Raw genomic sequence first — 24,394 nt, forward strand, 5'->3', positions numbered from 1 at the left:
TCAGCGATAGGACAATTCAATAATAAGTCTTCAGGGCAGGGTGCAAGTCCCTACCGGCGGTAAAGCCCGCGAGCCGAGAGGCATGATCCGGTGAGATTCCGGGGCCGACAGTATAGTCTGGATGAAAGAAGAATTTCAGGTTTGTTTGTGATATGCGGAAGCGATCCGGTGCTCGAAAAAGAGGACGGGATTGAGGAATTCCGGATCACGGAAGATCGGATCAGTAGCTCTGGAATAGGAAACTGTTTCAGGGCTTTTTTAATGAAAAGGATCCGGGAAAAGCTGGGAATAACGGAAATTTATATTTCCGGATGAAACAACGGATCGAATATGGAAAACCCTGTAGGCATCTACTTTACAGGTTTTTTTAACAGAAAATTCCTATGGAACTTTCTGATTGCGCCTGTAAGGCAGGTTTGCGGAAAGAGGAGTGAAAAAGATGACGGACCGGGATTATATGCTGCGGGCCATTGAGCTTGCAAAGGGGGGACTTGGCTGGACGAGCCCGAATCCCCTCGTGGGAGCTGTGATCGTGAAAGACGGAAGGATCATAGGGGAAGGTTATCATGAGCGGTGCGGAAAACTTCACGCGGAGAGAAACGCCATTGCATCGCTCACGGAAAGTGCGGAGGGCGCGACACTCTATGTGACGTTAGAGCCGTGCTGCCATTACGGAAAGACACCGCCCTGCACGGAGGCGATCCTCGAGCAGAAGATCGCAAGAGTTGTGATCGGTTCAAGAGATCCGAATCCCCTGGTAGCAGGAAAAGGAGTGGCGATCTTAAGAGCAGCGGGAGTCCGGGTGGAAGAGGACTTTATGCGTGAGGAATGCGATGCGTTAAATCCGGTATTCTTTCATTATATCACAAAGAAAACGCCCTATGTGGTCATGAAATACGCCATGACGGCGGACGGAAAGATCGCTGCGCGGACCGGCGACTCCAAGTGGATCACAGGAGAAAGCGCAAGGAAAAAGGTGCAGGAGCTGCGCCACCAGTATATGGGGATCATGGCTGGGATCGGCACGGTCCTGGCAGACGATCCGATGTTAAACGTCCGGATCCCCGGGCTGAAGAGTCCGGTGCGGATCATCTGCGACAGTGGGCTCAGGATCCCAATGGATTCACAGATCGTGAAGACGGCAAAGGAGTACCGGACCATCGTAGCGTATGCGGGGGAGCATTCCGGGGAAGGCTGTAAAGAAGCGGAAGAGAAAGAGGAACAGCTTCACACGGCCGGCGTGGAGACCGTGTCGGTCCCGGACGCAGACGGGCGTGTGGATCTTAGAAAGCTCATGGAATATCTTGGAAAACAGGGCATCGACAGCGTGCTTTTAGAGGGCGGAGGTACCTTAAATGACGCGGCGCTGTCAGCCGGGATCGTAAACGAGATCTGCGCGTTTATCGCACCGAAGATCTTCGGCGGTGCCGGTGCGAAGACTCCGGTTTCCGGGATCGGTGTGGCGCATCCGGCGGAAGCCGTGATGCTGACACTGAGACAGGTGGAGACGATCGGGGATGATCTGATGCTCAGATATTCAGTAGATTGAAAATGGGAAAGGAAATGAGAGCATGTTTACAGGGATCGTAGAAGAACTCGGACAGGTGAAGGCACTTTCCCTGCGCGGAAATTCCGGTACGCTGACGGTAAAAGCGAAAAAAGTTCTGGAAGGAACAAAGATCGGCGACAGCATCGCAGTCAATGGTGTCTGCCTTACGGTCACAAATATGAAAAATAACGAGTTTTCCGCCGACGTGATGGCGGAAACTGTGAGGAGAAGCAGCCTCGGAGCACTGCAGGACGGAAGTTATGTAAATCTGGAGCGGGCCATGGCGGCGGACGGCCGGTTCGGCGGTCATATCGTTTCCGGTCACATTGACGGAACCGGGCAGATCGAATCGATGAGACGGGAAGAGAATGCAGTCTGGGTCACAATCGCATGTGCGGATAAGATCCTGGATCTGATCGTGGAAAAAGGGTCGATCTGCATCGACGGGATCAGCCTCACGGTGGCGGCGGTGACAAAGAGGAACTTTTCGGTGTCGGTAATCCCGCATACCGGCGAGGAGACAACGCTTTTGAAGAAAAAAGCAGGAGATCCGGTCAATCTGGAAAACGACATTGTGGGGAAATATATTCAGAAATTTGTGGATATCGGAAGAAATTCCGGTGCGGACAGGGGAAAAATGCCTGACGGTGAAAATGCCGCAGGAAATGTGAAGGGAAACTCGGGGCTCAGCATGGAGTTTCTTCAGAAATATGGATTTTAAAACATAGGCTGGAAGGCAAAAATCCCATCAGCGAAGCTGATCTGGAATGGATTTCTGCGTGTAACTATGAAGGCACTGAATAGTTACGAAAAACTTTTAATAAAGGACTCTGGAAAGGCAGGAAAATATGAACGAGCAATACAACACAATCGAAGAAGCGATCGAAGATCTGCGGGCGGGAAAGATCATTCTCGTGACAGATGACCCGGACCGGGAGAATGAGGGAGATATGATCTGCGCGGCAGAGTTTGCGACACAGGCAAATATCAATTTCATGGCAAGCCACGCAAAGGGACTGATCTGTACGCCGATGAGCGCGGCAGTGGCAGAGCGGCTGGGACTTCCGCAGATGGTATCCGAGAACACGGATAACCACTGCACGGCATTCACGGTCTCCATTGACCATGTGGACACGACAACAGGAATTTCCGCGGCGGAGCGCTCCTACACGATGATGAAATGCGTGGACCCGGCGACAAAGCCCCAGGATCTCAGAAGACCGGGACACGTATTCCCGCTTGTAGCAAGACGGGGCGGAGTGCTCGTGAGAAACGGCCATACCGAGGCAACTGTGGACCTCATGCGTCTGGCGGGACTTTCCGAGTGCGGCGTGTGCTGTGAGATCATGGAGGAAGACGGAACCATGATGCGGACCACGAATCTGTGGAAGCTGGCGAAGGAGTACGGACTGAAATTTATCACGATCAAGGCACTGCAGGATTACTGCCGTGTCCATGAAAAACATGTGGTGCAGGAGGCCTGCGCGGACATGCCGACCCAGTACGGACACTTTAAGATCTACGGCTATGTGAACGATATTACCGGCGAGCACCATGTGGCGCTTGTGAAGGGTGATATCGGGGACGGCGAGGATGTGCTCTGCCGCGTGCATTCCGAGTGCCTCACCGGAGATGTGTTCGGTTCCATGCGCTGTGACTGCGGAAAACAGCTCCAGACCGCGATGCGCCAGGTGGAGGCGGAAGGCCGTGGCATCATCCTCTACATGCGCCAGGAAGGCCGCGGCATCGGTCTGATCAACAAACTGAAGACGTATGTGCTTCAGGAGCAGGGCTTTGACACGGTGGAGGCCAATATCAAGCTTGGTTTTGCTCCGGATCTCAGGGAATACTGGATCGGGGCACAGATCTTAAAGGATCTCGGCGTGAAGTCCTTAAGACTTCTCACGAACAATCCGGAGAAGATCTACGGACTTTCCGGCTTCGGACTTGAGATCCATGAGCGCGTGCCGATCGAGATCGATCCGCAGCAGTACGACAGCTTCTATCTGAAGACGAAGCAGGACAAGATGGGACATATCTTTACAAAAATTAAAGTGTGATAGGGTGGAACGTCCATTGCTGAAAGTCCTGTACACCGGCGGCATGTATTCCGCACGGACGGAAGTGCTGAGATGATTACAGCCGCGCAGGCGGCACAGATCTACGGGCATGCATCCCGCACGGATGGAAGTGATGGGCAATTGGAAATAGAATTTTGCATGTAATTATGAAGACTTCTGAATAGCAGTAAGCATAAGAAAAGGAGAAACATCATGAAAGAGATCAAAGTATTAGAAGGAAAAGTTGTAGCACCGGAAGGTATGAAAGTGGGGATCGTAGCTTCCCGTTTCAACGAGATCATCGTAAATAAGCTTTTAGGCGGAGCAGTTGACGGACTTGTCCGCCACGGTGTGGAGGAAGAAAATATCACGGCAGCCTGGGTTCCGGGAGCGTTCGAGATCCCGGTTGCGGCATCTGCCATGGCAAAGTCCGGCAAGTATGACGCGATCATCTGCGTTGGCGCTGTGATCCGCGGTGATACCACACACTATGATTATGTGTGCAGTGAAGTTTCCAAGGGAATCGCTCAGGTGGGACTGGCAGAGAAGATGCCGGTACTCTTCGGCGTCCTGACAACCGAGAACATTGAGCAGGCCATCGCCCGTGCCGGAAGCAAAGGTGGAAATAAGGGATATGACTGTGCACTTTCCGCGATCGAGATGGTAAATCTTATGAGACAGTTCTAATTTCAGATCATATAGACGTAAAAGATCAGCGCCTGAAAACATTTTTCAGAGGCGCTGATTTTTGCGTAATAGGGATTCCGCGGAATTTCCTATTACACAAAAGGCACATTCTGCTTTAGCAGAGCTTATAAGGTTTTCGTCTCCTCCATGAATTTAGCCGCGAAATCCCGGTTCAGTTTCATGAAGAGCTGCTGCTCCTCGGGAGACCAGCTCTCAAAAATCGCATTTTCGATGGCGATCAGGCGATGGGCGGTATTTTTCATGAGTTCCTCTCCTTTTTCCGTGAGAAAAACACAGGTGTTCCTCCCAGTTCCGGGTTTCAGATACAGATAGCCGGCCTGTTCCATCCTGCGTACTGCAGAGTTGATCGTGGATTTTGTGGTGCCGGTCTCTTTGTAAAAAATACTTTGATTGCAGCCGGAGCCGTGTTCGTTGAGAGAGTAGAGAATATCAAGCTCGCTGTCCGTGAGACCGAGCTTTAATGCAGCGTCATGGTAGGCACTGTCGACCTGGCTGAGCAGGTTGTAGAATTCTTTAAATGCAGAGTACATGGCAGATCTCCTGAAAATATAAGTGTATGGGGGGCAGTGCAGGGCTTTGCATCCGCCTGCACGGGCTATCAGTCTATGTGTATCCGTACTTCTTTGCCTTCCGGATCAGGAAGAAGAGCGACAGGCATACCGCCATAAATTCCGCCGCGATGATGGAATACCAGATCCCGGAGACACCGAGGAAAAACGGCAGTATGATCACAGCCCCTGTTTCAAAGATCATGGTACGGCAGAAGGAGATTACAGCGGAGACGAACCCGTCGTTGAGTGCCGTAAAGAAGGACGATGCGTAGATGCTGAAGCCCATGAACAGGAAAGAGATCGAGTATGAGCGGAATGCATGGACCGTTATGTCTAAGAGGTTCGTGTTATAGCGGACGAAAATTCCCGCAAGAAACGGGGCACCCGCTTCTGCCACGATCGTCAGGATGATCTGGAAGGTCAGGATCAGCCGGAAGCTTTTTCCGAGCAGATTCTTTAACTCGCTCTTATTTCCTGCACCGCAGTGATAGCCCACGATCGGGGCACTTCCCATAGAGTAGCCGATAAAGAGCGCCGCGAAGATAAAGCTCACATACATGATGACGCCGTATACGGCAACACCGTCGGAACCGGAAAGGCGCATGAGCTGCCAGTTGTAGAGCATGTTTACGATGGACATGGAGATGTTCGTCATAAACTCGGAAGCGCCGTTTGTACAGGACTTCAACAGGGCACTAAAGTCCATATGGGTCCTTCCGAGGCGGAGTCGGCTCTTGTTCGGAAAGATAAAGTAGAGCAGGGGAATCAGTCCGCCGATGGACTGGCTGAGCGCCGTTGCGGCTGCAGCGCCCACGACGCCGAGACGCAGAACGGCGATAAAATAAGCATCGAGGATCATATTTGTGAGTCCTGACGCGATGGTGATCAGGAGTCCGAGCTGTGGGCGTTCCGCAACAACGAGAAAGCTCTGGAATACATTCTGCAGCATGAAGGGAATCAGAGCCAGCAGGATGATCCGGCCGTAACGGACGCAGTAGGGGAGGAGTATCTCATCAGCGCCTAAGAGTTTTGCCATCGGGGCTAAAAGGATCTCGCCGCCTACCGTAAAGAGGAAGCCCACCGCGATCAGAACGTAGACGAGGAGGGAAAAGATCTCCTTTGCCTTTTTTTCATTCCCGGTTCCAAAGGTCAGAGCCACCAGGGCACTGCCGCCGCTGCCGGTCATAAAGCCGATGGCACCGAGGATCATGAGAAACGGCATAATGATATTGATGGAGGCGAAGGCCTCGGAACCCACAAAGTTCGAGACGAAAACACCGTCCACAACACCGTAGATGGACGTTAAAATCATCATGACGATAGACGGAAACGTGAACCGCAGGAGTTTTTTATAGGTAAAGTGGTCGGAAAGTGAAATATTCATTGTGTACCCTTTCAGTTTTTTTACTGTGTCTGCCCGAGGGAAAATTCATGTGTTTCCTATCGACAGTTTTGCAGCTGTTGATGTACGAAATCGTACGTAGAATCATAGTACGATTTCGTACATATGTCAAGAAGAACTTTGCAGTTGCTGTTCGCGCCTTGCACAAACAGTAACTGATTTTGCCGATGCTTCGCATTCCAAATCGGCAAAATCCACTACTACCACTGTATTGTACGGGATTTTCAGTTTAGAAAATTCCTACTCGTGTACAGCAACACTTTACACAGATTTTACATTCTTTTACCGGAGCGTGATTGTTCGTTTCTTTTTTCTGCTATATGCTATAGAAGTGAAAATGAGAGAAAAAAGAAAGAGCAGTCACGAGCTGGGTCGACTGCGGCAGAGGAAAAAGAATATGACATATAAGGAAATCAAGAAAAACGAGGAAGTTTTAGCTTACCTGAAAAAAGGAAACGACAATCTGGGGACTATGGGATTTACAGATCATTCGGACGCGCACTGCGCGATGGTTGCGGAGCGGGCAGCAATGATCTTAAAGAAATTCGGTTACTCAGATCACGATATCGAGCTGGTGAAGATCGCCGGTTTCATGCATGATATGGGAAATGCGATCAACCGGCATGCCCATGCGGAGTATGGTGCCCTTCTGGCATCCCAGATCCTGGAAAAGACGGATCTTCCGATCACAGACCGCGCGATCATCGTCTCCGCGATCGGAAACCATGATGAGTCAACGGGCGGAGCCGTAGATCCGATCTCCGCGGCGCTTATCATCGCCGACAAGACGGATGTACGCAGAAATCGCGTCCGCCAGAAGGAGATGGCCTCCTTTGATATCCACGACCGTGTAAACTATGCGGTTACAGAGGCAAAATTAAAGGTAAACGAGGAAAAGAAAGTGATCACCCTGAACCTGAAGATCGACGAAAACATCTGCTCCATGCTGGAGTACTTCGAGATCTTCTTACAGAGGATGCTCATGTGCCGCCGCGCGTGTGAAATGCTCGGAGCGAAATTCAAGATGACAGCGAACGGAAGTAAGATCGTATAAAATAAAATATGGAATATGCATCAGAGACACTCTTGGAACAGACCGTAATCGGCCTGTACTGAGAGTGCTTTTTTGTAACAGGAAATTCCGGCAGAATACGAGTGGAGTGAAATGATTCAACTTGCATGTGCAAATGCCAGATGGTAAAATGAAGAAAACAGCACAGGGAAAGGAGGAGATACATATGACAGAGCTTTTGAAACTTCCGGTAGGAATCGAAAATTTCGAAGAAATAAGAAGAGATAATTTCTATTATGTAGATAAAACAAAATTGATCGAACAGCTTTTGAGCCAGTGGGGAAAGGCTAACCTATTTACACGCCCGCGGCGTTTCGGAAAGTCACTGAATATGAGTATGCTCCGCAGCTTCTTTGAAATTGGGGCGGACCCTGAACTTTTCCGGGGATTGTATATTTCGCAGAAGTCAGCACTATGTGAAAAATATATGGGTCAGTTTCCTGTGATCTCCATCAGCCTGAAAGGTGTAAATGCCAGTGATTTTTCAGGTGCCTGCAGCAGCCTTGTAAAAATCATGAATGCAGAGACGAGGCGGGCATTTATTTCCCTGGATAGTCAGAAACTCAGTGATGTCGACAAAAAGCTGTTTGAAGAATTAATGGACCGCGGTATGACGCAGGATACACTTGTATACAGTTTAAAGGAACTTTCGGAATTGCTCGAACGAAGCTATGGCAGAAAAGTCATTGTCCTTATTGATGAGTATGATGTTCCGTTGGCAAAGGCAAATGAGAATGGATATTATGACGAGATGGCATTGCTGATTCGGAACTTATTTGAGAATGTTCTGAAAACAAATGATAGTTTGAAATTTGCGGTCCTGACTGGGTGTCTGCGTGTCGCCAAGGAGAGTATATTTACAGGACTTAATAATTTTAAGATATTTCCAATCACAAAAGTTGCATTTGATGAATATTTCGGTTTTACAGACGATGAAGTGAGAGATATGCTTCACTATTACGAATTGGATTCGGATTATGAAACAGTAAAGAACTGGTATGATGGATACCGATTCGGAAAAGCGGATGTTTATTGTCCGTGGGATGTGATCAATTATTGCAGTGACCATATTGAAGATCCATATCTTCCGCCTCAGAATTATTGGCTGAATACAAGCGGAAATGAAATGATCTACCACTTTATTGATGGACTGGAAGATCAGACGGGAGTAACGAAAGAAGAACTGGAACTTCTTGTCAATGGCGGTTCGGTTCAAAAAAATATTAATCAGGAACTTACCTATAAGGAATTGTATTCATCTATGGACAATCTCTGGAGTACTTTGTTTATGACAGGGTATTTAACGCAGAGAGGGGAACCGGTTGGAAACCGATATGATCTGGCAATTCCAAATCAGGAGATCCGCAACATCATCACAGAACATATTTTGCAAATGTTCCAGAAAAATGTAAAGAACGATGGAACGATGGCCGATTCATTCTGCAGCGCATTGGAAGCGGGAAACGTAGAACAGGTAGAAGCTCTATTTACAGAATATATGAGACAGACGATCAGTATCAGAGACACTTTTGTACAGCACTCGCGGAAAGAAAACTTTTATCAGGGAATCCTGCTTGGAATTCTGAGTTATAAGAGTGACTGGATCGTCAGATCCAACCGGGAGTCAGGGGACGGATTCAGTGATATTACGATCCGGATCTCAAATTCTGGCACAGGAATTGTTATTGAAGTGAAATATGCGGAAGCAGGCCATGAGAAAGAAATGGTTCAAAAAGCGTTAAAGCAGATACAGGATAAAGACTATGGATATGAGTTTCGACAGGAAGGGATGAAAAGAATCCTGTATTATGGAGTCGTATGCAATAAAAAAACATGCATGGCAGAAGTACTGGAAAGGTAAGAATTGTATAAAATGTAAAGGGATCTTGCAGGCAGCAGAATGTTTGGTATTAGGAGTTAAATATTCGTTGTAAACGCAAGATTCTGTTTTTATATAAGTTAATTACCAGTTTTTATAGAAAAGAAAATCCGGGTACTTTTAAAGGAGATTCATATGAAATTTACACCGATCGACCGAACCACCTGGGAGAGAAACTCCCATTATGATTATTATACAAACCTGTTAAAATGCGGCTACAGTGTGACTGTGTCCTTAGATATCACGAAGCTGCACCAGCAGGTAAAAGAAAAAGGACTGAAGTTTTATCCTGCCTTTGTCTACTGTGTCTCAAAACAGATCGCAGTGACAAAAGAATTCCGCATGGGACGGGACAAGGAAGGAAATCCGGGATACTACGATATCCTTCATCCGAATTATACGATCTTCCATGAGGATGACCATACCTTCTCCGATGTCTGGACCGGATACACGGAAGACTTTAAAACCTTCTATAAAAATATGAGAGATGACATGGAGACCTACAAAGACGTAAAAGCCGTAAAGGCAAAACCGGGACAGCCACAGAACTTTTACTGTATCTCCATGGTGCCGTGGTTAAACTTTACTGGTTATTCCGCCTACACAGAGAGCGGAACCCCGATGCTGTTTCCAATTATTACCTGCGGTAAGTTCACAGAGCATGACGGGATACTTACAATGCCATTCTGCGTCAACATCGCCCACGCAGCCGCTGACGGATATCACACATCCATGTTTATCAACGAACTTCAGAAACTGATCGACATGATCGAACTTTAAAGCGCAGCTTTCAAGCTTCCTGCCACACAGAAAAAGCTGTTTTACAGAATCCGGTATTACAAAGAAGAAGTTCGCAGATTATGAATAAAAATTCGAGAATATATAAGTAAAATAACAGTTACGATTTTCTTAAAAAACGCGGGGAAGCACTTGTCTGATTGAAAACCCACGGGGTTTGTGTTATGATGTCTTCAAGTGAGTGTGAGAAGAATCATCAGATAAAGGAGGACTGTTACATGAAAAAGACATCTCTTGTCATCATGGCAGCAGGAATTGGAAGCCGTTTTGGCGGCGGGATCAAGCAGCTTGCCCCGGTTGGACCGAGCGGTGAGATCATTATGGACTATTCGATCCATGACGCCCTGGAAGCAGGATTTGATAAAATTATCTTTATTATAAGAAAAGATTTGGAAAAGGATTTCAAGGAGATCATCGGAAACCGTATCGCGAGGATCGCTCCGGTAGAGTATGCGTACCAGGAGATGGACGATCTCCCGGAGGGATTTTCTGTTCCGGAAGGAAGAAAGAAGCCGTGGGGAACCGGTCAGGCGATCCTTGCGGCGAGAAATTTAATTAAGGAGCCGTTCCTTGTCATCAATGCAGATGACTATTACGGAAAAGAAGGTTTCAGGATCGTCCATGATTACATGGTAAATGAGATGGATGATACGAAGGACACCTTCGATATGTGTATGGCAGGATTTATCCTCTCCAACACCTTAAGCGAAAACGGTCCTGTAACCCGCGGCGTGTGCACTGTGGACAATAATGGATACCTCTCCAAGGTCACAGAGACATATGATGTATATAAGGCCGAGGACGGCATGCACGCGGCAGACCACGACGGGAATCCGGTTATCGTGTCAGAAGATCAGCATGTCTCCATGAACATGTTCGGTCTCCCGGCATCCTTCGTAAAGGAACTGGAAAAGGGATTCCCGGAGTTCCTTTCTAATGTGAAAGAGGGAGATCTGAAGGCGGAGTATCTTCTTCCGGCAGTGATCGACGAATGCATCCACAGTGGAAAAGGAACTGTCCGTGTGCTTGAGACAAAGGATAAATGGTTTGGAGTTACTTATAAGGAAGACAAACCGGCAGTTGTCGCATCAATCCAGAAGCTGGTAGATGCAGGCGTTTACCCGAAGAAACTGTTCTAAGAGCATTGCGCTGAGAGGATGTACGTTTACAATATTGTCTGCAAACAGATAAGAACAGCCTGATCAGCCGATCATGGTACGATCATAGTAAAGTGAAATGGTAGCTTTCCCGCTCTTTTTGCATATGATAATCCTGTATAGGGATCAGCAAAGGAGCGGGAACGTTTTTATGGAGAAGATTTACCGGGGATATCCCCTGGAAGTAAAAAAGGGTTACGGAATTTTTAACCCAGAAAGGACCTGTTCGTCCGAAGGGCCAAAGAAAGTCCCCTGGATGCTTTACCGTAGAGAGGAGCAGAGCGGAAAAACGGAGCTGACCGGAAATGAATCCCGGTCAGAGATAGATTATCTTCGAGGTCTCTATCCGGCATCGGCAAAGCAGAACCAGATCCTGGCGGAGGAGGCATGCGATCTTCTGGAATACCCTGGAAGTCCCATGTATGACGAATACCCGGACCGGGAATTCTTATACCGGGAGCTTTCAAAAGTGAGACAGCGTCATCCGGAGGAGACCGCAGGTGGTAAAGAAGGACAGGATCTTTTACAGGTACTGTTTATAAATGAGATCTACAGGAGACGGATCTTAAACAGAATGGAAAATCAGAGCAGTGACAGATAGACAGAGCGAGGAACAGTAAGATGAAGACCGGCAAGAAAGTCATGATCCTGCTGCTTATTTTTGTGGCGGCAGTGATCGTTTATTTTATACACCCAGTTGGGAAGAAAGAAGAGCATGGAATCACGGAGTACACGGCGATGGAGAAAGCGAAATTTCCGGTACTCTATGCGACGATGGGAGAGCGGGAGATGGCGCCGGTGTTCGGCCAGACGGAGGAGCGCGGTGTGACCGCAGACCGCGGCAGCCTGATCGTACTTCCGGAAGACCGGAAACTCAAGGTACGGTTTGCCGGTACGACAAAGATCCAGGGACTGCGCTATGAGATCCGCAGCCTCGACACAGAAAATCTGATCGAGCGCACCCAGGTCACATCTCTTGATGCAGCCATAAATGGAGACAGCGAAAATGCCGTAAGTGCAGAGCTTCTGATCCAGAATCTTCTTGAGACAGGAAAAGAGTATCTTCTCGGCGTCTGCGCGAGTCTTCCCGACGGATCCGAGGCCTGGTATTACATGCGGATCGTGGAGCAGGACCAGGGCCATGTGAACGAGATGCTGGCACTGGCGGAGGAGTTTTCCTCAAAGACATACAAGTACAGCGATGCCCAGAGCCTGGCCATGTATATGGAGACATCCCCCAGCGCAAACAGTTCGGCACTGGGAACTGTGACGTTAAAAGACACTTTCACCCAGCTCACATGGGGCTCTCTGGGCGTGGAGCGGACCGGTGAGGCATACACGAAATTAAAGGAACTGTCCGGAAATCTCGCCAATGTGGAGATCGCGACCCATGTGACGGCGAAGGATGGCGAGAAGACGGAAACCTACGAGGTGACAGAAAACTTTACAATGAAGTGGGCATCCCAGCGAATCTACATGATGGATTACGAGAGGACCATGACGGAGCTCTTCACAGGAGATTCCGATCTGTTCTCTGGAAAACGGATCATTCTGGGAATCGGAAACGGTGACGGAGTCCATGCCGTAAAGAGTGCTGGGGGCCAGTACACAGCGTTTGTGACAGGCCGGGAGCTGTGGGCATACGACAGTGGCGAGAATGTTGGAGCCAGAGTGTTCGCCTTCGGCGGCGCGGCATCCGACGATATCCGTGACAACGTGCCGGAACATGGCGTCGAGATCCTTTCTGTGGATGAGGACGGCGGAATCGATTTTATCGTCTACGGAAGAATGAACCGCGGAACCCATGAGGGCAGCACGGGAATCGCCTACTATCACTATGCGATGGACCAGAATGCCCTGGAGGAGAAATTTTTTATTCCATCCACGGAACCTTTTGAGGAGCTGAAGGACGATCTCTCCGTCCTCGCACACCGCGGAACGAACGGAATCTTCTATTTCTATATGGACCATGGAATCTACGGGATCGATCTGAAGAGCCTGGAGTATGTGGCGCTTGCTTCCGGTCTCACAAAGGCCCAGTTTGCGGTCAGCGCGGATCACTCCCGGGCGGCATGGCAGGAAAATACAGGAATCTGGGATTCCCAGACGATCCAGATCATGGATCTCGACACCGGGGACAAGGCCCAGCTCGGCGGACAGGCGGGGTCCGTATCAAGAATTTTCGGCTTTGTCGGAAATGACTGCATCTACGGAACCGGAGACAGCGGGGATTACCTGATGTCCAACGGCCGTGTAATGGGAGTCTATTTAAAGAGCATCGATATCGTGGACAGGGAGATGAAGTCCGTGATGCACTATGAGAAGCCAGGTTCCTGGATCCGCGAGGTGTCTGTGAATGACAGCCGGATCCATATGAAGACTGTGACAAGCAAGGACGGATTCTTCGGGACATATTCCGCGGACACGCTGGTCTGCAACGCGGAGATCCTTCCGGGAAAGGCCGACGATATCGGCTGGTACGCGTCGGATCAGAAAGGACAGGTCCTGTTTGTCCAGCTCGACAGGGATATCGAGACGGCAAAGAAGATCCGCCAGACATCCCCGAAGCTTGCGGAGAGCAGCGAGACTGTAAAGCCGATCGCGACAGCAGCCTGCAGGGAAACAGAGTTTTACGCCTACGGACGGGGCAGATTCCTCGGACGGTTTGTGGAGTTCTCGGACGCGGCGGAGACGGCGTACAACAGTATGGGATTCGTGACAGCGGGACGTGACCGGATCATCTGGGTGCGCGGAAACAGGGCGAGCGCTTCCTATATCAGGGATATCACATCGGCGTCAAGGCTGATGGAGCGCTACCTCGATTCCTTTGAGATAAACCAGACGATGGAGGATGGAACCTTCCTTCTGGACGCCTCCGGCAGCACGATCATCCAGGTGTTATACTTTGTGGGACAGAACATTCCGGTGTTAGCCTACACTGGAGAGGGAACGTCCATGTACCTGACCGGCTATGACCAGACACATGTCCGTGTGTATCATCCAGAGAGCGGGGCAACAGAAGTGCTGTCCATGGAGACGGCGAACCAGGTGCTTGGGGCAGCGGGGTATGATTTCATATGCTGCGTGCCAACCCTATAGGTTTCGTTCCTTAAGAAAAACTTTACATTTTTCCCAGATATGTTATAATCATAACGAAAACAAGCTGGGACGAATGCGGGATAGCTCTGTCCCTTTTTAGATATATAGATAGAGGTGCGTAATGGAACAGTACATCATGAAGGGCGGAAATCCGCTTGTAGGAGAAGTAACTATAAGCGGCGCAAAAAATGCGGCTCTGGGAATTTTAGCGGCGGCGATCATGACCGATGATGACGTTGTGATCGATAATCTCCCGGATGTCAGCGATATCAATGCTCTTTTAGAGGCAATCAGCCATCTTGGAGCGAAGGTTGAGCGTATTGACCGCCATACTGTAAAGATCAATGCGGAAAATATCCACGCGGTGACCGTGGAAGATGAGCATATGAGAAAAATCCGCGCGTCATATTATTTTATCGGCGCGCTTCTTGGAAAATATAAGAGTGCGGAGGTTCCGCTTCCCGGCGGATGTACGATCGGAAGCCGTCCGATCGACCAGCACTTAAAGGGATTCCGTGCACTGGGATCTGATGTGAAGATCGTCCGCGGTGCTGTTGTGGCCCACGCGATCGATCTTGTGGCAAGTCATATCTATCTGGATGTGGTTTCTGTCGGCGCTACCATCAATATCATGATGGCCGCAACGATGGCGGAAGGCGAGACGATCCTTGAGAACGTGGCAAAAGAGCCGCATGTTGTTGATGTCGCAAACTTCTTAAACAGTATGGGCGCAAACATTAAAGGCGCAGGTACGGATGTGATCCGTATCAAAGGTGTAAGACGTCTTCACGGAACAAACTATTCGATCATCCCGGATCAGATCGAGGCCGGAACATTTATGTGTGCCGCAGCGATCACCCGCGGTGATATTACCGTAAAAAATGTGATCCCGAAGCATCTGGAGGCGATCTCCGCAAAGCTCACCGAGATGGGCTGTGAGGTCGTTGAGTTCGACGAGGAGATCCGCGTAGTCGGAAAACCGAGACAGTGTCACATGAACTTTAAGACACTCCCGTATCCGGGCTTCCCGACCGATATGCAGCCTCAGATGACGGTGGCACTTGCCCTGGCAGATGGGACAAGTGTTGTGACGGAGAGTATCTTTGAGAATCGCTTCAAATACGTGGATGAGCTTTCCCGCATGGGCGCGAATATCAAGGTGGAAGGCAGTGTTGCCATCGTTGACGGTGTCGGAAGCTTCACAGGGGCTCAGGTCGTTGCGCCGGATCTTCGCGCAGGCGCGGCTCTTGTGCTTGCAGGTCTTGCCGCAGATGGATACACGACTGTGGACGAGATCGGCTATGTTGAGCGCGGCTACGAGAATTTTGAAGAGAAACTCCGCTCTCTCGGTGCTGTGATCGAGCGCGTGGATTCCGAGAAGGAAGCGCAGAAATTCAGACTGAGAGTCGGCTGATGAGAATTTGAAAGCCCGAAGGTTCTGGTATACCGGGAAATTTTCCCGATTTTTCAGGATTTTCGGGCTTTTTTGCGATTGCCGCTTGACATTCCCGTATGAATCGTATAAGATACAGTCCGTGGGTCATTTTTGGGGTGGCTCACAGTATAATAAACGTAACTATTCAGTAGGTCTGCGCACATGCTGCGCTGACCGTAAGAACACATAGGCTAGAAAGAAAAAATCCCATAAGCGAAGCTGATCTGGAATGGATTTTTGCTCGTGACTATGAAGGTACGGAATAGTTACCAATAAACTTAAAAAAGTTCGCAATATCCCTTATTCAGAGTGATGGAGGTACATAGGACCGGTGAAGTCACGGCAACCCCTGTTAATCGCAGACGCGAGAGGGCAGGAAGGTGCCAACCTGAGCGAGTAAATCGAGCAATAAGAGGATTTGACCACGTAAACCAGTCAAGTCCGCTTAGCATGAGCGGACTTTTGTTTTGCCGTAACTGCGGGGAGCAGGTGCGGTCTTCCTACAACTTGAAAGGAGCTACAATGGAAAAAAGATTATTTACTTCCGAGTCCGTAACTGAAGGACATCCGGACAAAATGTGCGACGCGATCTCCGACGCGATCCTCGACGCGTTAATGGAACAGGATCCGATGAGCCGTGTTGCATGTGAGACATGCACAACAACAGGTCTTGTTATGGTAATGGGCGAGATCACAACAAAGGCATATGTGGATATCCAGAAGATCGTCCGCGAGACCGTCCGTGAGATCGGCTATGACCGTGCAAAATATGGTTTCGACTGTGATACCTGCGGTGTTCTCACTGCAATCGACGAGCAGTCCAGCGATATCGCTATGGGTGTTGACAAGGCGCTTGAAGCGAAAGAGAACAACATGACAGACGATGAGCTGGATGCGATTGGTGCTGGTGATCAGGGTATGATGTTCGGTTTCGCTACAAACGAGACCCCGGAGTACATGCCGTATCCGATCGCTCTTGCGCATAAGCTTGCAAGACGTCTCACCGAGGTCAGAAAGAACGGAACTCTTCCGTACCTGAGACCGGACGGAAAGACCCAGGTTACAGTTGAGTACGATGAGAACGGAAAGCCGTTCCGCCTTGACGCAGTCGTTCTTTCCACACAGCATGATGAGAATGTGACTCAGGAGCAGATCCATGAGGACATCAAGAAATATGTATTTGATGAGATCCTTCCGCAGGAGATGGTAGACGCAGATACAAAGTTCTTCATCAACCCGACCGGACGCTTCGTGATCGGTGGACCGCATGGAGACAGCGGACTGACCGGAAGAAAGATCATCGTTGACACCTACGGCGGATATGCCCGTCACGGCGGCGGAGCTTTCTCGGGAAAGGACTGCACAAAGGTAGACCGTTCCGCAGCATACGCAGCGCGTTACGTTGCAAAGAACATCGTAGCGGCAGGACTTGCAGACCAGTGTGAGATCCAGCTCTCCTACGCGATTGGTGTGGCTCATCCGACCTCCATCATGGTTGAGACAGAGGGAACCGGAAAGGTATCCGATGAGAAGTTAGTTGAGATCATCCGCGAGAACTTCGACCTCCGCCCGGCAGGAATCATCAAGATGCTTGATCTCCGCCGTCCGATCTACAAGCAGACCGCAGCATACGGCCACTTCGGAAGAACGGATATTGATCTTCCGTGGGAGAAGCTTGACAAGGTTGAGGATTTAAAGAAGTATCTGTAATAGAGAAAAAGAATAGAACGATCATGAATGTTCAGGGACAGAAATAATCGAAAAGCTGCGGCGCAGTTTCCAGAAAGGTCAGGAAACTGCGCCGCTTTTTTATGTAACAGGAAATTCCGAGGAATTCCCTGTTACATAAAAAGGCACTGACGTGCCAAAGATGCGCACTCGCGGGAAGATGTAGACTGTCGCAAGCGACCGCGCGAGGCGCGAGAATGTGCCAAGGCACATTCTTTTTTAGAATACTTTTATAAATTACCCACAAGAGTTGTGTTATACTTATCATATGCTGTTGGGGTCAAAGGATCCTTTGCCCCATCGGATACCGGATCGCTTTGCACCGGCCGGTGCGGGGCACAGACGTAGGGGCACGTAGTGCGGAGCGATCAGAAAGCCGGTATGTCCTCTCAGACTGGCGGACAAAAATAAGAAGGGAGCGCGCAGCCGCTCATGAAAATACGTACAAAATTACTTATCACATTTCTGACGATCACGGTGGTACCGATCTTTTTGATCTATATCTCGATTTTAGGACTCAGTTCCTATCAGAACCGGGTGTTCCGGGAGACCTACGACGTTGGCCAGGTGGATCTCTCTGCCGGCGCGTCGATCCGGGTATTCAGCCACCTGACTGAGAGCATTCAGAAGGAGATCGAAGAAAAGATCGCGAAGGATCCGGAGATTTTCACGGACCAGTCGTATCTGGGCGACTTGAACGCCCGGATGACTGAAAAACACTCCTTTCTGATGGTGACGAAGGATGGAAAACTGATCTATATAGGAAACGACGAGACAGCATCGAGCCTGGAGAGAGAGATATCGGACTATGCGGAGATCAATGACTCTGATTCCTGGGGCAATTATCTGGATAAAAATACGGAACATCTGATCAAACAGAGAGAATTTGAACTGGCAGATGGGAGCCGGATCGCGGTCTACCTTGTGACAAACGTTGTGGATGTGATCCCGGAGGTAAAATCCATGATCACAGAGATGTTCTTCAGCAGTGTGCTGATCCTTTTTATCACTGGCGGTATGTTGACAGCCTGGGTCTACCGGTCGATCTTATGGCCGATCGGAAAGCTTCAGGAGGCAACGAAACAGATCCGCGACGGAAATCTGGACTTCACTCTCGATGTGGAGGACGATGATGAAATCGGGCAGCTCTGCCAGAACTTCGAGGAAATGAGGATCCGTCTGAAAGAATCGACGGAAGAAAAGATCCAGTATGATAAGGAGAGCAAGGAGCTGATCAGCAACATCTCCCACGATTTAAAGACCCCGATCACAGCCATCAAGGGCTACGCGGAAGGTCTTATGGAAGGTGTTGCGTCCTCGCCGGAGAAGCGGGATAAATATATCCGGACGATCTACAACAAGGCGAACGATATGGACCGTCTGATCAACGAGCTGACATTCTACTCAAAGATCGACACAAATAAGATCCCGTATACCTTCTCGAAGATCAATGTGGCAAACTACTTCCGCGACTGTGTGGAGGAAGTAGGACTGGAACTCGAGGCGAGAGGAATCGAGCTTGGCTATTTTAACTTTGTAGATGAGGACGTGATGGTGATCGCCGACGCGGAGCAGATGAAGCGCGTCATCAACAACATCATCGGAAATTCCTTAAAATACATGGATAAAAAGAATGGGATCATCAATATCCGGATCCTGGATGTGGGTGACTTTGTCCAGGTGGAGATCGAGGACAACGGAAAAGGCATCGGACAGAAAGAGCTTCCGTATATTTTCGACCGTTTCTACCGGACGGATTCCTCGAGAAATTCCAGCAAGGGCGGAAGCGGCATCGGCCTTTCCATCGTAAAGAAGATCATTGAGGACCATGGAGGAAAGATCTGGGCCACCAGCAAGCTGGGAATCGGAACAGAGATCCACTTTGTACTCAGAAAGATCGCGGGGGACGCGCAGCAGTAAAATATAATACCCATAACAGGAGGAACTTATATGAGCAAAATTCTGATCGTAGAAGATGAGGAGAGTATTGCAGAACTCGAAAAGGATTATCTGGAACTGTCCGGTTTCGAGGTTGAGATAGAAAATGACGGAGAAGCCGGTTTAAAGCGGGCGATTTCGGAGGAGTTCGACCTCTTTATCCTGGATCTTATGCTGCCGGGAGTGGACGGATTTGAGATCTGTAAGAAGATCCGAGAGACGAAAAACACACCGGTGATCATGATCTCCGCAAAGAAAGACGATATCGATAAGATCCGCGGCCTTGGTCTCGGTGCTGACGACTATATTACAAAGCCGTTCAGCCCGAGCGAGATGGTGGCGAGAGTCAAGGCCCACCTGTCCCGCTACGAGAGACTCATCGGAAGCGGAACCCCGGTGAACGATATCATCGAGATCCGCGGTTTAAAAATCGATAAGACAGCCCGCCGCGTCTATGTAAACGGCGAGGAGAAGAACTTTACGACAAAAGAATTTGACCTTTTGGCGTTCTTAGCCCAGAACCCGAACCACGTCTTCACGAAGGAAGAGCTGTTTTCCAAGATCTGGGACATGGAATCCATCGGTGATATTGCGACCGTTACAGTCCACATCAAGAAGATCCGCGAGAAGATCGAGATGAATACCGCGAAACCCCAGTATATCGAGACGATCTGGGGTGTCGGATACCGGTTCAAGGTATAAGGCAGGGAGAAAGGGAAGATGGACAGAAAAAAACTTTTGGAGGAGACAGAGCTTTTCGTCCTGGACATGGACGGAACCTTCTATCTGGACACGCAGATCCTGGACGGATCCCTGGAATTTTTAAGACAGGTGGAACGTCTCGGAAAGCGGTATGTATTTTTTACAAATAATTCCTCGAAATCTCCGAGGACCTATATTGATAAGCTGGCGAAAATGGACTGCCATATCCGCCGGGATCAGATCATTACATCCGGCGATGTGATGATCGAATATCTGAAAATGTATTATCCGGGAAAAAGGGTTTACTTAGTTGGAACCCCGGACCTGGAGGAAAATTTCCGGGAGAACGGCATTCTCCTCACAAAGGATATGCCGGATGTTGTGGTCATCGGATTTGATATGACTCTGACCTACGAGAAGTTAGAGAGGGCCTGTACCTACATCCGGAGCGGGGCAGTATTCCTGGCAACACATCTGGATATCAACTGTCCGACGCGGGATGGATTTATCCCGGATTGTGGTGCTATGTGTGCGGCAATCTCACTGTCTACGGGAAAGCAGCCGAAGTATGTGGGAAAACCATTTAAGGAAACTGTGGATATGGTGCTGACACTCACGGGAAGCGAGCGGGAGAAGATATCCTTTGTGGGAGACCGTCTCTATACCGATGTGAAGACCGGCGTGGCAAATGGAGCCCACGGGATTCTGGTGCTCTCCGGGGAGACGAAGGCCGGTGATCTGGAGAACGCTGACACGGTGCCGGATGCTGTGTTTACAGGATTAAAAGAGATGGCGGAAATTATGGCAGAGATGCCGGGAAAATAGAAACCGAAAGCTAAGAGTAATAGGCACATCCTGATGTTTGGGGTGTGCCTTTGCTGCGGGGAGAAAAATCCTGATAAAGTGTTACAGAGAACATACGGTTGTTTGCGCTTGACATTCAGCGGATATAAGTTTAAACTTGAATTATGCGAATTTTCTGCAAAAATAAAGCAAAATGCAAAGAAACGAAACAGTTTCAGCGGGACGTGAAGAATGACAGAAGTCTGGAACTGAAAATTAAGACAAAGGAAGACAACGCTTATGAAGTACAAATTGAGATTTGCTGCCTTTTTCACTGCCATGATCGTATTTAACCTGGCAGCCAACTTTGCCCACCCGGTCACACCGACGGTAATCCAGGAGCTGCACCTCCACGACTACATGTTTGGAGTGGCGTTAGCAGTTATGCTGATCACAAACTTCCTGTTATCTCCGTTCTGGGGTAAGATCAATAACTATATTTCTTCAAGGCTTTCCTTATTGATCTGCTGTCTGGGATACGGTGTGGCCCAGGTATGGTTTGCCTACGCTACGACGGAACTCATGATCATTCTCGCGAGAATGTTCGCGGGACTCTTCACCGGCGGTATCTTTGTAAGCTTTCTGACCTATATCGTAAACAAGTCAGACCCGGAAGACCAGGGGAAATACCTGACATACAGTGCAACGATCAAGAGCGTGGCCAGCGCTTTCGGCTACATGATAGGCGGATTTTTAGGCGAGTTTTCCGTGCGTCTGGCGTTCTTAGTCCAGGCGGGAACCCTGATCGCGGTGGCAATTGCTTTCTTCCTTATCTGTGAACCGGACAGCACGGCGAATTTAAAGGATATTCCGGCAAAGCAGCTCATGAAGGAAGCGAACCCATTCCAGGCGTTCATCGACAGCAGGAATTTCATGTGCATGGCTTTCGTGTTCCTGTTTGCGATCAACATCTTTATCAACTTCGGAAATACCGGTTTCGACCAGGCTTTTAACTACTACTTAAAGGCACAGCTGGGCCTGACTTCCTCCTACAACGGAATCATCAAGGCGGGCGTCGGTTTCGTATCCTTTATCGCGAACATGAGCCTCTGTATCTGGATCATCAAGAAGACGAACGTCAAAAAGTCTATGGTGGTTCTCACAGCGTTTTGTGCGCTGGCTTCCATCGGAACATTGATATCCGTGAAGATCGGAATCTTCATCCTGTTCAGTATCCTTGTTTACGCTGGCTATTCCGTCAGCGTCCCGGTTCTCCAGAACATGGTGGCAGACCAGGCATCGCCGGAGCAGAAGAACCTCGTCATGGGATTCTTCAACGCGACCCAGTCATTGGGAAGTATTGCGGGTTCCCTGACAGCGGGATTTATCTATTCTGTGAATGCGAAGCTTCCGTTTGCCTGCACCTTCGTGATCTACTCGGTGGGCGTTGCGGCGGCGTTTGGATATCTGTGCTACCACAAAAAAGAGGCTTGATACTGGTTTAAATTAACATACACCCCGGAAGGGCGTGGTACTTAAAAAAGTACCTGCCCTTCCGTTTTTTTAGACATCGTCGCTTGACTTTTTCCTCCCTATGTTATAAGATATTTTACATTTGCACCCTGTATGGCTTGAAATATTAACGAGCCGTCAGTATTGTATATAGAATTCTGTGACCGGTATAGAGATCTGGGAGTCCGTAGGAGTCGTCGAATGAATGTATCCTGGCATGGAATCGTTATGCAGACAACATAGAAAGGATATTGAATGGAAACAATCAGATTTGACGAACTTAATTTAGACCCGCGGATCCTCCGCGCAGTTACAGATATGGGATTTGAGGCGGCGTCCCCGATCCAGGCCCAGGCGATCCCGGTTGAGATGGAAGGCCATGACATGATCGGCCAGGCGCAGACCGGAACCGGTAAGACCGCAGCTTTTGGAATTCCGCTTCTCATGAAGATGGACCCGGAAAACAGAAAGACACAGGCAATGATCCTCTGCCCGACGAGAGAACTTGCGATCCAGGTAGCGGAAGAGCTTCGCCGCCTTGCGAAATACATGTCCGGGATCAAGATCCTCCCGGTCTACGGCGGACAGGAGATCGTAAAACAGATCCGCTCCTTAAAGGGCGGTGTCCAGATCATCGTTGGAACCCCGGGACGTGTGATGGATCATATGAGAAGAAAGACGATCCGCACCGACGCGATCCACACGGTGGTTCTCGATGAGGCGGACGAGATGCTGAACATGGGATTCCTCGAGGACATGGAGACGATCCTCGGTGAGCTTCCTGAGGAGCGCCAGACCGTAATGTTCTCCGCGACAATGCCTCACGCGATCGCCCAGATTGCCCAGAAGTTCCAGAAGGACCCGAAGATGGTTCAGGTCGTAAAGAAGGAACTGACGGTTCCGAAGGTGACCCAGTATTATTATGAAGTAAAACCGAGAAATAAAGTGGAAGTTATGTGCCGTCTGCTGGATCTCTATTCCCCGAAGCTCTCCGTTGCGTTCTGTAACACGAAAAAGCAGGTGGATGAGCTGGTGCAGGCACTCCAGGGCCGCGGATACTTTGCGGAAGGTCTTCACGGAGACTTAAAGCAGGAGCAGCGTGACCGTGTAATGGGAAGCTTCCGAAATGGCGCTACCGAGATCCTTGTTGCGACGGACGTTGCGGCGAGAGGTATCGACGTTGACGATGTGGAAGCCGTATTTAACTACGATATTCCGCAGGATGACGAGTACTATGTACACCGTATCGGACGTACCGGACGTGCCGGAAGAGAAGGACGCGCATTCAGCCTTGCGGTGGGAAGCGAGGTCTACAAGCTCCGCGACATCCAGAGATTCTGCAAGACAAAAATCGTTCCGCAGCCGATCCCGTCCTTAGATGATGTGACTGCGATCAAGGCAGAGAAGATCTTAGATGATGTTCAGCAGCATATCGGTGACGACAGCAATTTAGAGCGCATGACAGATATTATCGAGAAGCGTCTTCTTGCTGAGGATTACACTTCCTTAGAGCTTGCGGCAGCGTTCCTGAAGATGGCCATGGGCGACGATTACGAGGATATCGCGGATGAGGGAAGACCGCTCCGTGACCTTGACGATCTCGACCGACGCGGCGGAAGAAATGACCGCGGAAGAAACGGACGCAGACGCCAGAGAGGCGATGACGAGGAGTACATGGACAGAAAGAACGCCAGAGGCGGCATGACAAGACTGTTCATCAACCTCGGAAAGAATCAGAACGTGAAGCCGGGCGATATCTTAGGAGCCATCGCCGGTGAATCCGGAATTCCGGGCCGTCTCGTTGGAAGTATCGATATGTATGACAAATATACCTTCGTGGAAGTTCCGAAGGAGCAGGCCGATATCGTTATGGACGCAATGAACCATGTGAAGATCAAAGGTAAGAGCGTGCATGTGGAGAAGGCGAACCGGAGATAAGGGCAGTATTGATGTAAAATGTGGAACTATAGAAATCAAAAACGGGAACCCGGCAGAGTTTGTTTCTGCCGGATTCCCGTTTC

The 24,394-nt window shown here is 49.4% G+C and carries 19 protein-coding genes and 2 riboswitches; of the genes, 17 read left to right on the top strand and 2 right to left on the bottom strand.

From position 1 onward, the window contains the following. Window positions 1-22: 22 nt before the first annotated feature. Window positions 23-137: riboswitch (FMN riboswitch) on the top strand. Between the two features lie 302 nt (window positions 138-439). The 4 genes from ribD (at window position 440) to ribE (DWY93_RS01200) (ending at window position 4,296) form a co-directional block, all read left to right on the top strand. Next, the gene (ribD, locus tag DWY93_RS01185) at window positions 440-1,549 is read left to right on the top strand and encodes a bifunctional diaminohydroxyphosphoribosylaminopyrimidine deaminase/5-amino-6-(5-phosphoribosylamino)uracil reductase RibD (protein ID WP_117469128.1); all 1,110 of its coding nucleotides are present in this window, start codon (window positions 440-442) and stop codon (window positions 1,547-1,549) included. Between the two features lie 22 nt (window positions 1,550-1,571). After that, window positions 1,572-2,270, top strand: coding sequence for a riboflavin synthase (gene ribE / locus DWY93_RS01190; protein WP_117469129.1), 699 nt, complete (start codon window positions 1,572-1,574; stop codon window positions 2,268-2,270). 127 nt (window positions 2,271-2,397) lie between these two features. Continuing rightward, on the top strand, window positions 2,398-3,609 hold the full coding sequence (locus DWY93_RS01195) for a bifunctional 3,4-dihydroxy-2-butanone-4-phosphate synthase/GTP cyclohydrolase II (RefSeq protein ID WP_117469130.1): 1,212 nt from the start codon (window positions 2,398-2,400) through the stop codon (window positions 3,607-3,609). 213 nt (window positions 3,610-3,822) lie between these two features. Then, a complete protein-coding gene (gene ribE / locus DWY93_RS01200; protein WP_015553223.1) occupies window positions 3,823-4,296 on the top strand; it encodes a 6,7-dimethyl-8-ribityllumazine synthase in 474 nt (157 codons plus the stop codon). Between the two features lie 125 nt (window positions 4,297-4,421). Here ribE (DWY93_RS01200) and DWY93_RS01205 read toward each other — a convergent pair whose 3' ends face one another. Next, a complete protein-coding gene (locus DWY93_RS01205; protein WP_117469131.1) occupies window positions 4,422-4,847 on the bottom strand; it encodes a MarR family transcriptional regulator in 426 nt (141 codons plus the stop codon). A gap of 73 nt (window positions 4,848-4,920) precedes the next feature. After that, the gene (locus DWY93_RS01210) at window positions 4,921-6,252 is read right to left on the bottom strand and encodes an MATE family efflux transporter (RefSeq protein ID WP_117469132.1); all 1,332 of its coding nucleotides are present in this window, start codon (window positions 6,250-6,252) and stop codon (window positions 4,921-4,923) included. Between the two features lie 415 nt (window positions 6,253-6,667). Here DWY93_RS01210 and DWY93_RS01215 point away from each other — a divergent pair, with 415 nt between their 5' ends. From DWY93_RS01215 to DWY93_RS01275, 13 genes are all read left to right on the top strand, one after another. Continuing rightward, window positions 6,668-7,324: an HD domain-containing protein gene (locus DWY93_RS01215; RefSeq protein WP_117469133.1), complete on the top strand. Its 657-nt coding sequence runs from the start codon at window positions 6,668-6,670 to the stop codon at window positions 7,322-7,324. A gap of 184 nt (window positions 7,325-7,508) precedes the next feature. Continuing rightward, window positions 7,509-9,203: an AAA family ATPase gene (locus tag DWY93_RS01220; protein ID WP_117469134.1), complete on the top strand. Its 1,695-nt coding sequence runs from the start codon at window positions 7,509-7,511 to the stop codon at window positions 9,201-9,203. Between the two features lie 153 nt (window positions 9,204-9,356). Beyond that, complete coding sequence (locus DWY93_RS01225; protein WP_015553227.1) at window positions 9,357-10,001, top strand: chloramphenicol acetyltransferase; 645 nt, start codon at window positions 9,357-9,359, stop codon at window positions 9,999-10,001. A gap of 236 nt (window positions 10,002-10,237) precedes the next feature. Beyond that, complete coding sequence (locus tag DWY93_RS01230) at window positions 10,238-11,158, top strand: sugar phosphate nucleotidyltransferase (protein ID WP_117469135.1); 921 nt, start codon at window positions 10,238-10,240, stop codon at window positions 11,156-11,158. A 274-nt stretch (window positions 11,159-11,432) separates the two neighbouring features. Continuing rightward, a complete protein-coding gene (locus DWY93_RS01235; protein WP_133304035.1) occupies window positions 11,433-11,777 on the top strand; it encodes a hypothetical protein in 345 nt (114 codons plus the stop codon). Window positions 11,778-11,797: 20 nt separating this feature from the next. Next, a complete protein-coding gene (locus DWY93_RS01240) occupies window positions 11,798-14,275 on the top strand; it encodes a hypothetical protein (protein WP_117469137.1) in 2,478 nt (825 codons plus the stop codon). 121 nt (window positions 14,276-14,396) lie between these two features. Beyond that, the gene (locus tag DWY93_RS01245; RefSeq protein ID WP_117469138.1) at window positions 14,397-15,689 is read left to right on the top strand and encodes a UDP-N-acetylglucosamine 1-carboxyvinyltransferase; all 1,293 of its coding nucleotides are present in this window, start codon (window positions 14,397-14,399) and stop codon (window positions 15,687-15,689) included. Between the two features lie 318 nt (window positions 15,690-16,007). Further along, window positions 16,008-16,125: riboswitch (SAM riboswitch) on the top strand. A 107-nt stretch (window positions 16,126-16,232) separates the two neighbouring features. Further along, window positions 16,233-17,420, top strand: a complete 1,188-nt coding sequence (gene metK, locus DWY93_RS01250; protein WP_015553232.1) for a methionine adenosyltransferase — start codon at window positions 16,233-16,235, stop codon at window positions 17,418-17,420. A 450-nt stretch (window positions 17,421-17,870) separates the two neighbouring features. Next, window positions 17,871-19,358 carry a HAMP domain-containing sensor histidine kinase gene (locus DWY93_RS01255; RefSeq protein WP_117469139.1) on the top strand — a complete coding sequence of 496 codons (1,488 nt, stop codon included), beginning with the start codon at window positions 17,871-17,873 and terminating at the stop codon, window positions 19,356-19,358. 30 nt (window positions 19,359-19,388) lie between these two features. Beyond that, a complete protein-coding gene (locus tag DWY93_RS01260) occupies window positions 19,389-20,078 on the top strand; it encodes a response regulator transcription factor (protein ID WP_015553243.1) in 690 nt (229 codons plus the stop codon). A gap of 18 nt (window positions 20,079-20,096) precedes the next feature. Next, window positions 20,097-20,903 carry an HAD-IIA family hydrolase gene (locus DWY93_RS01265; protein ID WP_117471623.1) on the top strand — a complete coding sequence of 269 codons (807 nt, stop codon included), beginning with the start codon at window positions 20,097-20,099 and terminating at the stop codon, window positions 20,901-20,903. A gap of 258 nt (window positions 20,904-21,161) precedes the next feature. Beyond that, window positions 21,162-22,355: an MFS transporter gene (locus DWY93_RS01270; protein ID WP_021904496.1), complete on the top strand. Its 1,194-nt coding sequence runs from the start codon at window positions 21,162-21,164 to the stop codon at window positions 22,353-22,355. A gap of 273 nt (window positions 22,356-22,628) precedes the next feature. Then, a complete protein-coding gene (locus DWY93_RS01275) occupies window positions 22,629-24,311 on the top strand; it encodes a DEAD/DEAH box helicase (protein WP_015553246.1) in 1,683 nt (560 codons plus the stop codon). Window positions 24,312-24,394: the final 83 nt, after the last annotated feature.

Origin of the sequence: Clostridium sp. AF28-12 (assembly GCF_003435225.1) — a bacterium.
Classification (GTDB): domain Bacteria; phylum Bacillota; class Clostridia; order Lachnospirales; family Lachnospiraceae; genus Pilosibacter; species Pilosibacter fragilis.

What these genes read in the sequence shown, in the direction of transcription:
- ribE (WP_117469129.1), top strand. Translation starts at nt 1,572, where the DNA reads ATGTTTACAGGGATCGTAGAAGAACTCGGACAGGTGAAGGCACTTTCC.
- DWY93_RS01220 (WP_117469134.1), top strand. Translation starts at nt 7,509, where the DNA reads ATGACAGAGCTTTTGAAACTTCCGGTAGGAATCGAAAATTTCGAAGAA.
- DWY93_RS01260 (WP_015553243.1), top strand. Translation starts at nt 19,389, where the DNA reads ATGAGCAAAATTCTGATCGTAGAAGATGAGGAGAGTATTGCAGAACTC.
- DWY93_RS01195 (WP_117469130.1), top strand. Translation starts at nt 2,398, where the DNA reads ATGAACGAGCAATACAACACAATCGAAGAAGCGATCGAAGATCTGCGG.
- DWY93_RS01225 (WP_015553227.1), top strand. Translation starts at nt 9,357, where the DNA reads ATGAAATTTACACCGATCGACCGAACCACCTGGGAGAGAAACTCCCAT.
- DWY93_RS01265 (WP_117471623.1), top strand. Translation starts at nt 20,097, where the DNA reads ATGGACAGAAAAAAACTTTTGGAGGAGACAGAGCTTTTCGTCCTGGAC.
- ribE (WP_015553223.1), top strand. Translation starts at nt 3,823, where the DNA reads ATGAAAGAGATCAAAGTATTAGAAGGAAAAGTTGTAGCACCGGAAGGT.
- DWY93_RS01235 (WP_133304035.1), top strand. Translation starts at nt 11,433, where the DNA reads ATGCTTTACCGTAGAGAGGAGCAGAGCGGAAAAACGGAGCTGACCGGA.
- DWY93_RS01255 (WP_117469139.1), top strand. Translation starts at nt 17,871, where the DNA reads ATGAAAATACGTACAAAATTACTTATCACATTTCTGACGATCACGGTG.
- DWY93_RS01270 (WP_021904496.1), top strand. Translation starts at nt 21,162, where the DNA reads ATGAAGTACAAATTGAGATTTGCTGCCTTTTTCACTGCCATGATCGTA.
- DWY93_RS01245 (WP_117469138.1), top strand. Translation starts at nt 14,397, where the DNA reads ATGGAACAGTACATCATGAAGGGCGGAAATCCGCTTGTAGGAGAAGTA.
- metK (WP_015553232.1), top strand. Translation starts at nt 16,233, where the DNA reads ATGGAAAAAAGATTATTTACTTCCGAGTCCGTAACTGAAGGACATCCG.
- DWY93_RS01240 (WP_117469137.1), top strand. Translation starts at nt 11,798, where the DNA reads ATGAAGACCGGCAAGAAAGTCATGATCCTGCTGCTTATTTTTGTGGCG.
- ribD (WP_117469128.1), top strand. Translation starts at nt 440, where the DNA reads ATGACGGACCGGGATTATATGCTGCGGGCCATTGAGCTTGCAAAGGGG.
- DWY93_RS01215 (WP_117469133.1), top strand. Translation starts at nt 6,668, where the DNA reads ATGACATATAAGGAAATCAAGAAAAACGAGGAAGTTTTAGCTTACCTG.
- DWY93_RS01205 (WP_117469131.1), bottom strand. Translation starts at nt 4,847, where the DNA reads ATGTACTCTGCATTTAAAGAATTCTACAACCTGCTCAGCCAGGTCGAC.
- DWY93_RS01275 (WP_015553246.1), top strand. Translation starts at nt 22,629, where the DNA reads ATGGAAACAATCAGATTTGACGAACTTAATTTAGACCCGCGGATCCTC.
- DWY93_RS01210 (WP_117469132.1), bottom strand. Translation starts at nt 6,252, where the DNA reads ATGAATATTTCACTTTCCGACCACTTTACCTATAAAAAACTCCTGCGG.
- DWY93_RS01230 (WP_117469135.1), top strand. Translation starts at nt 10,238, where the DNA reads ATGAAAAAGACATCTCTTGTCATCATGGCAGCAGGAATTGGAAGCCGT.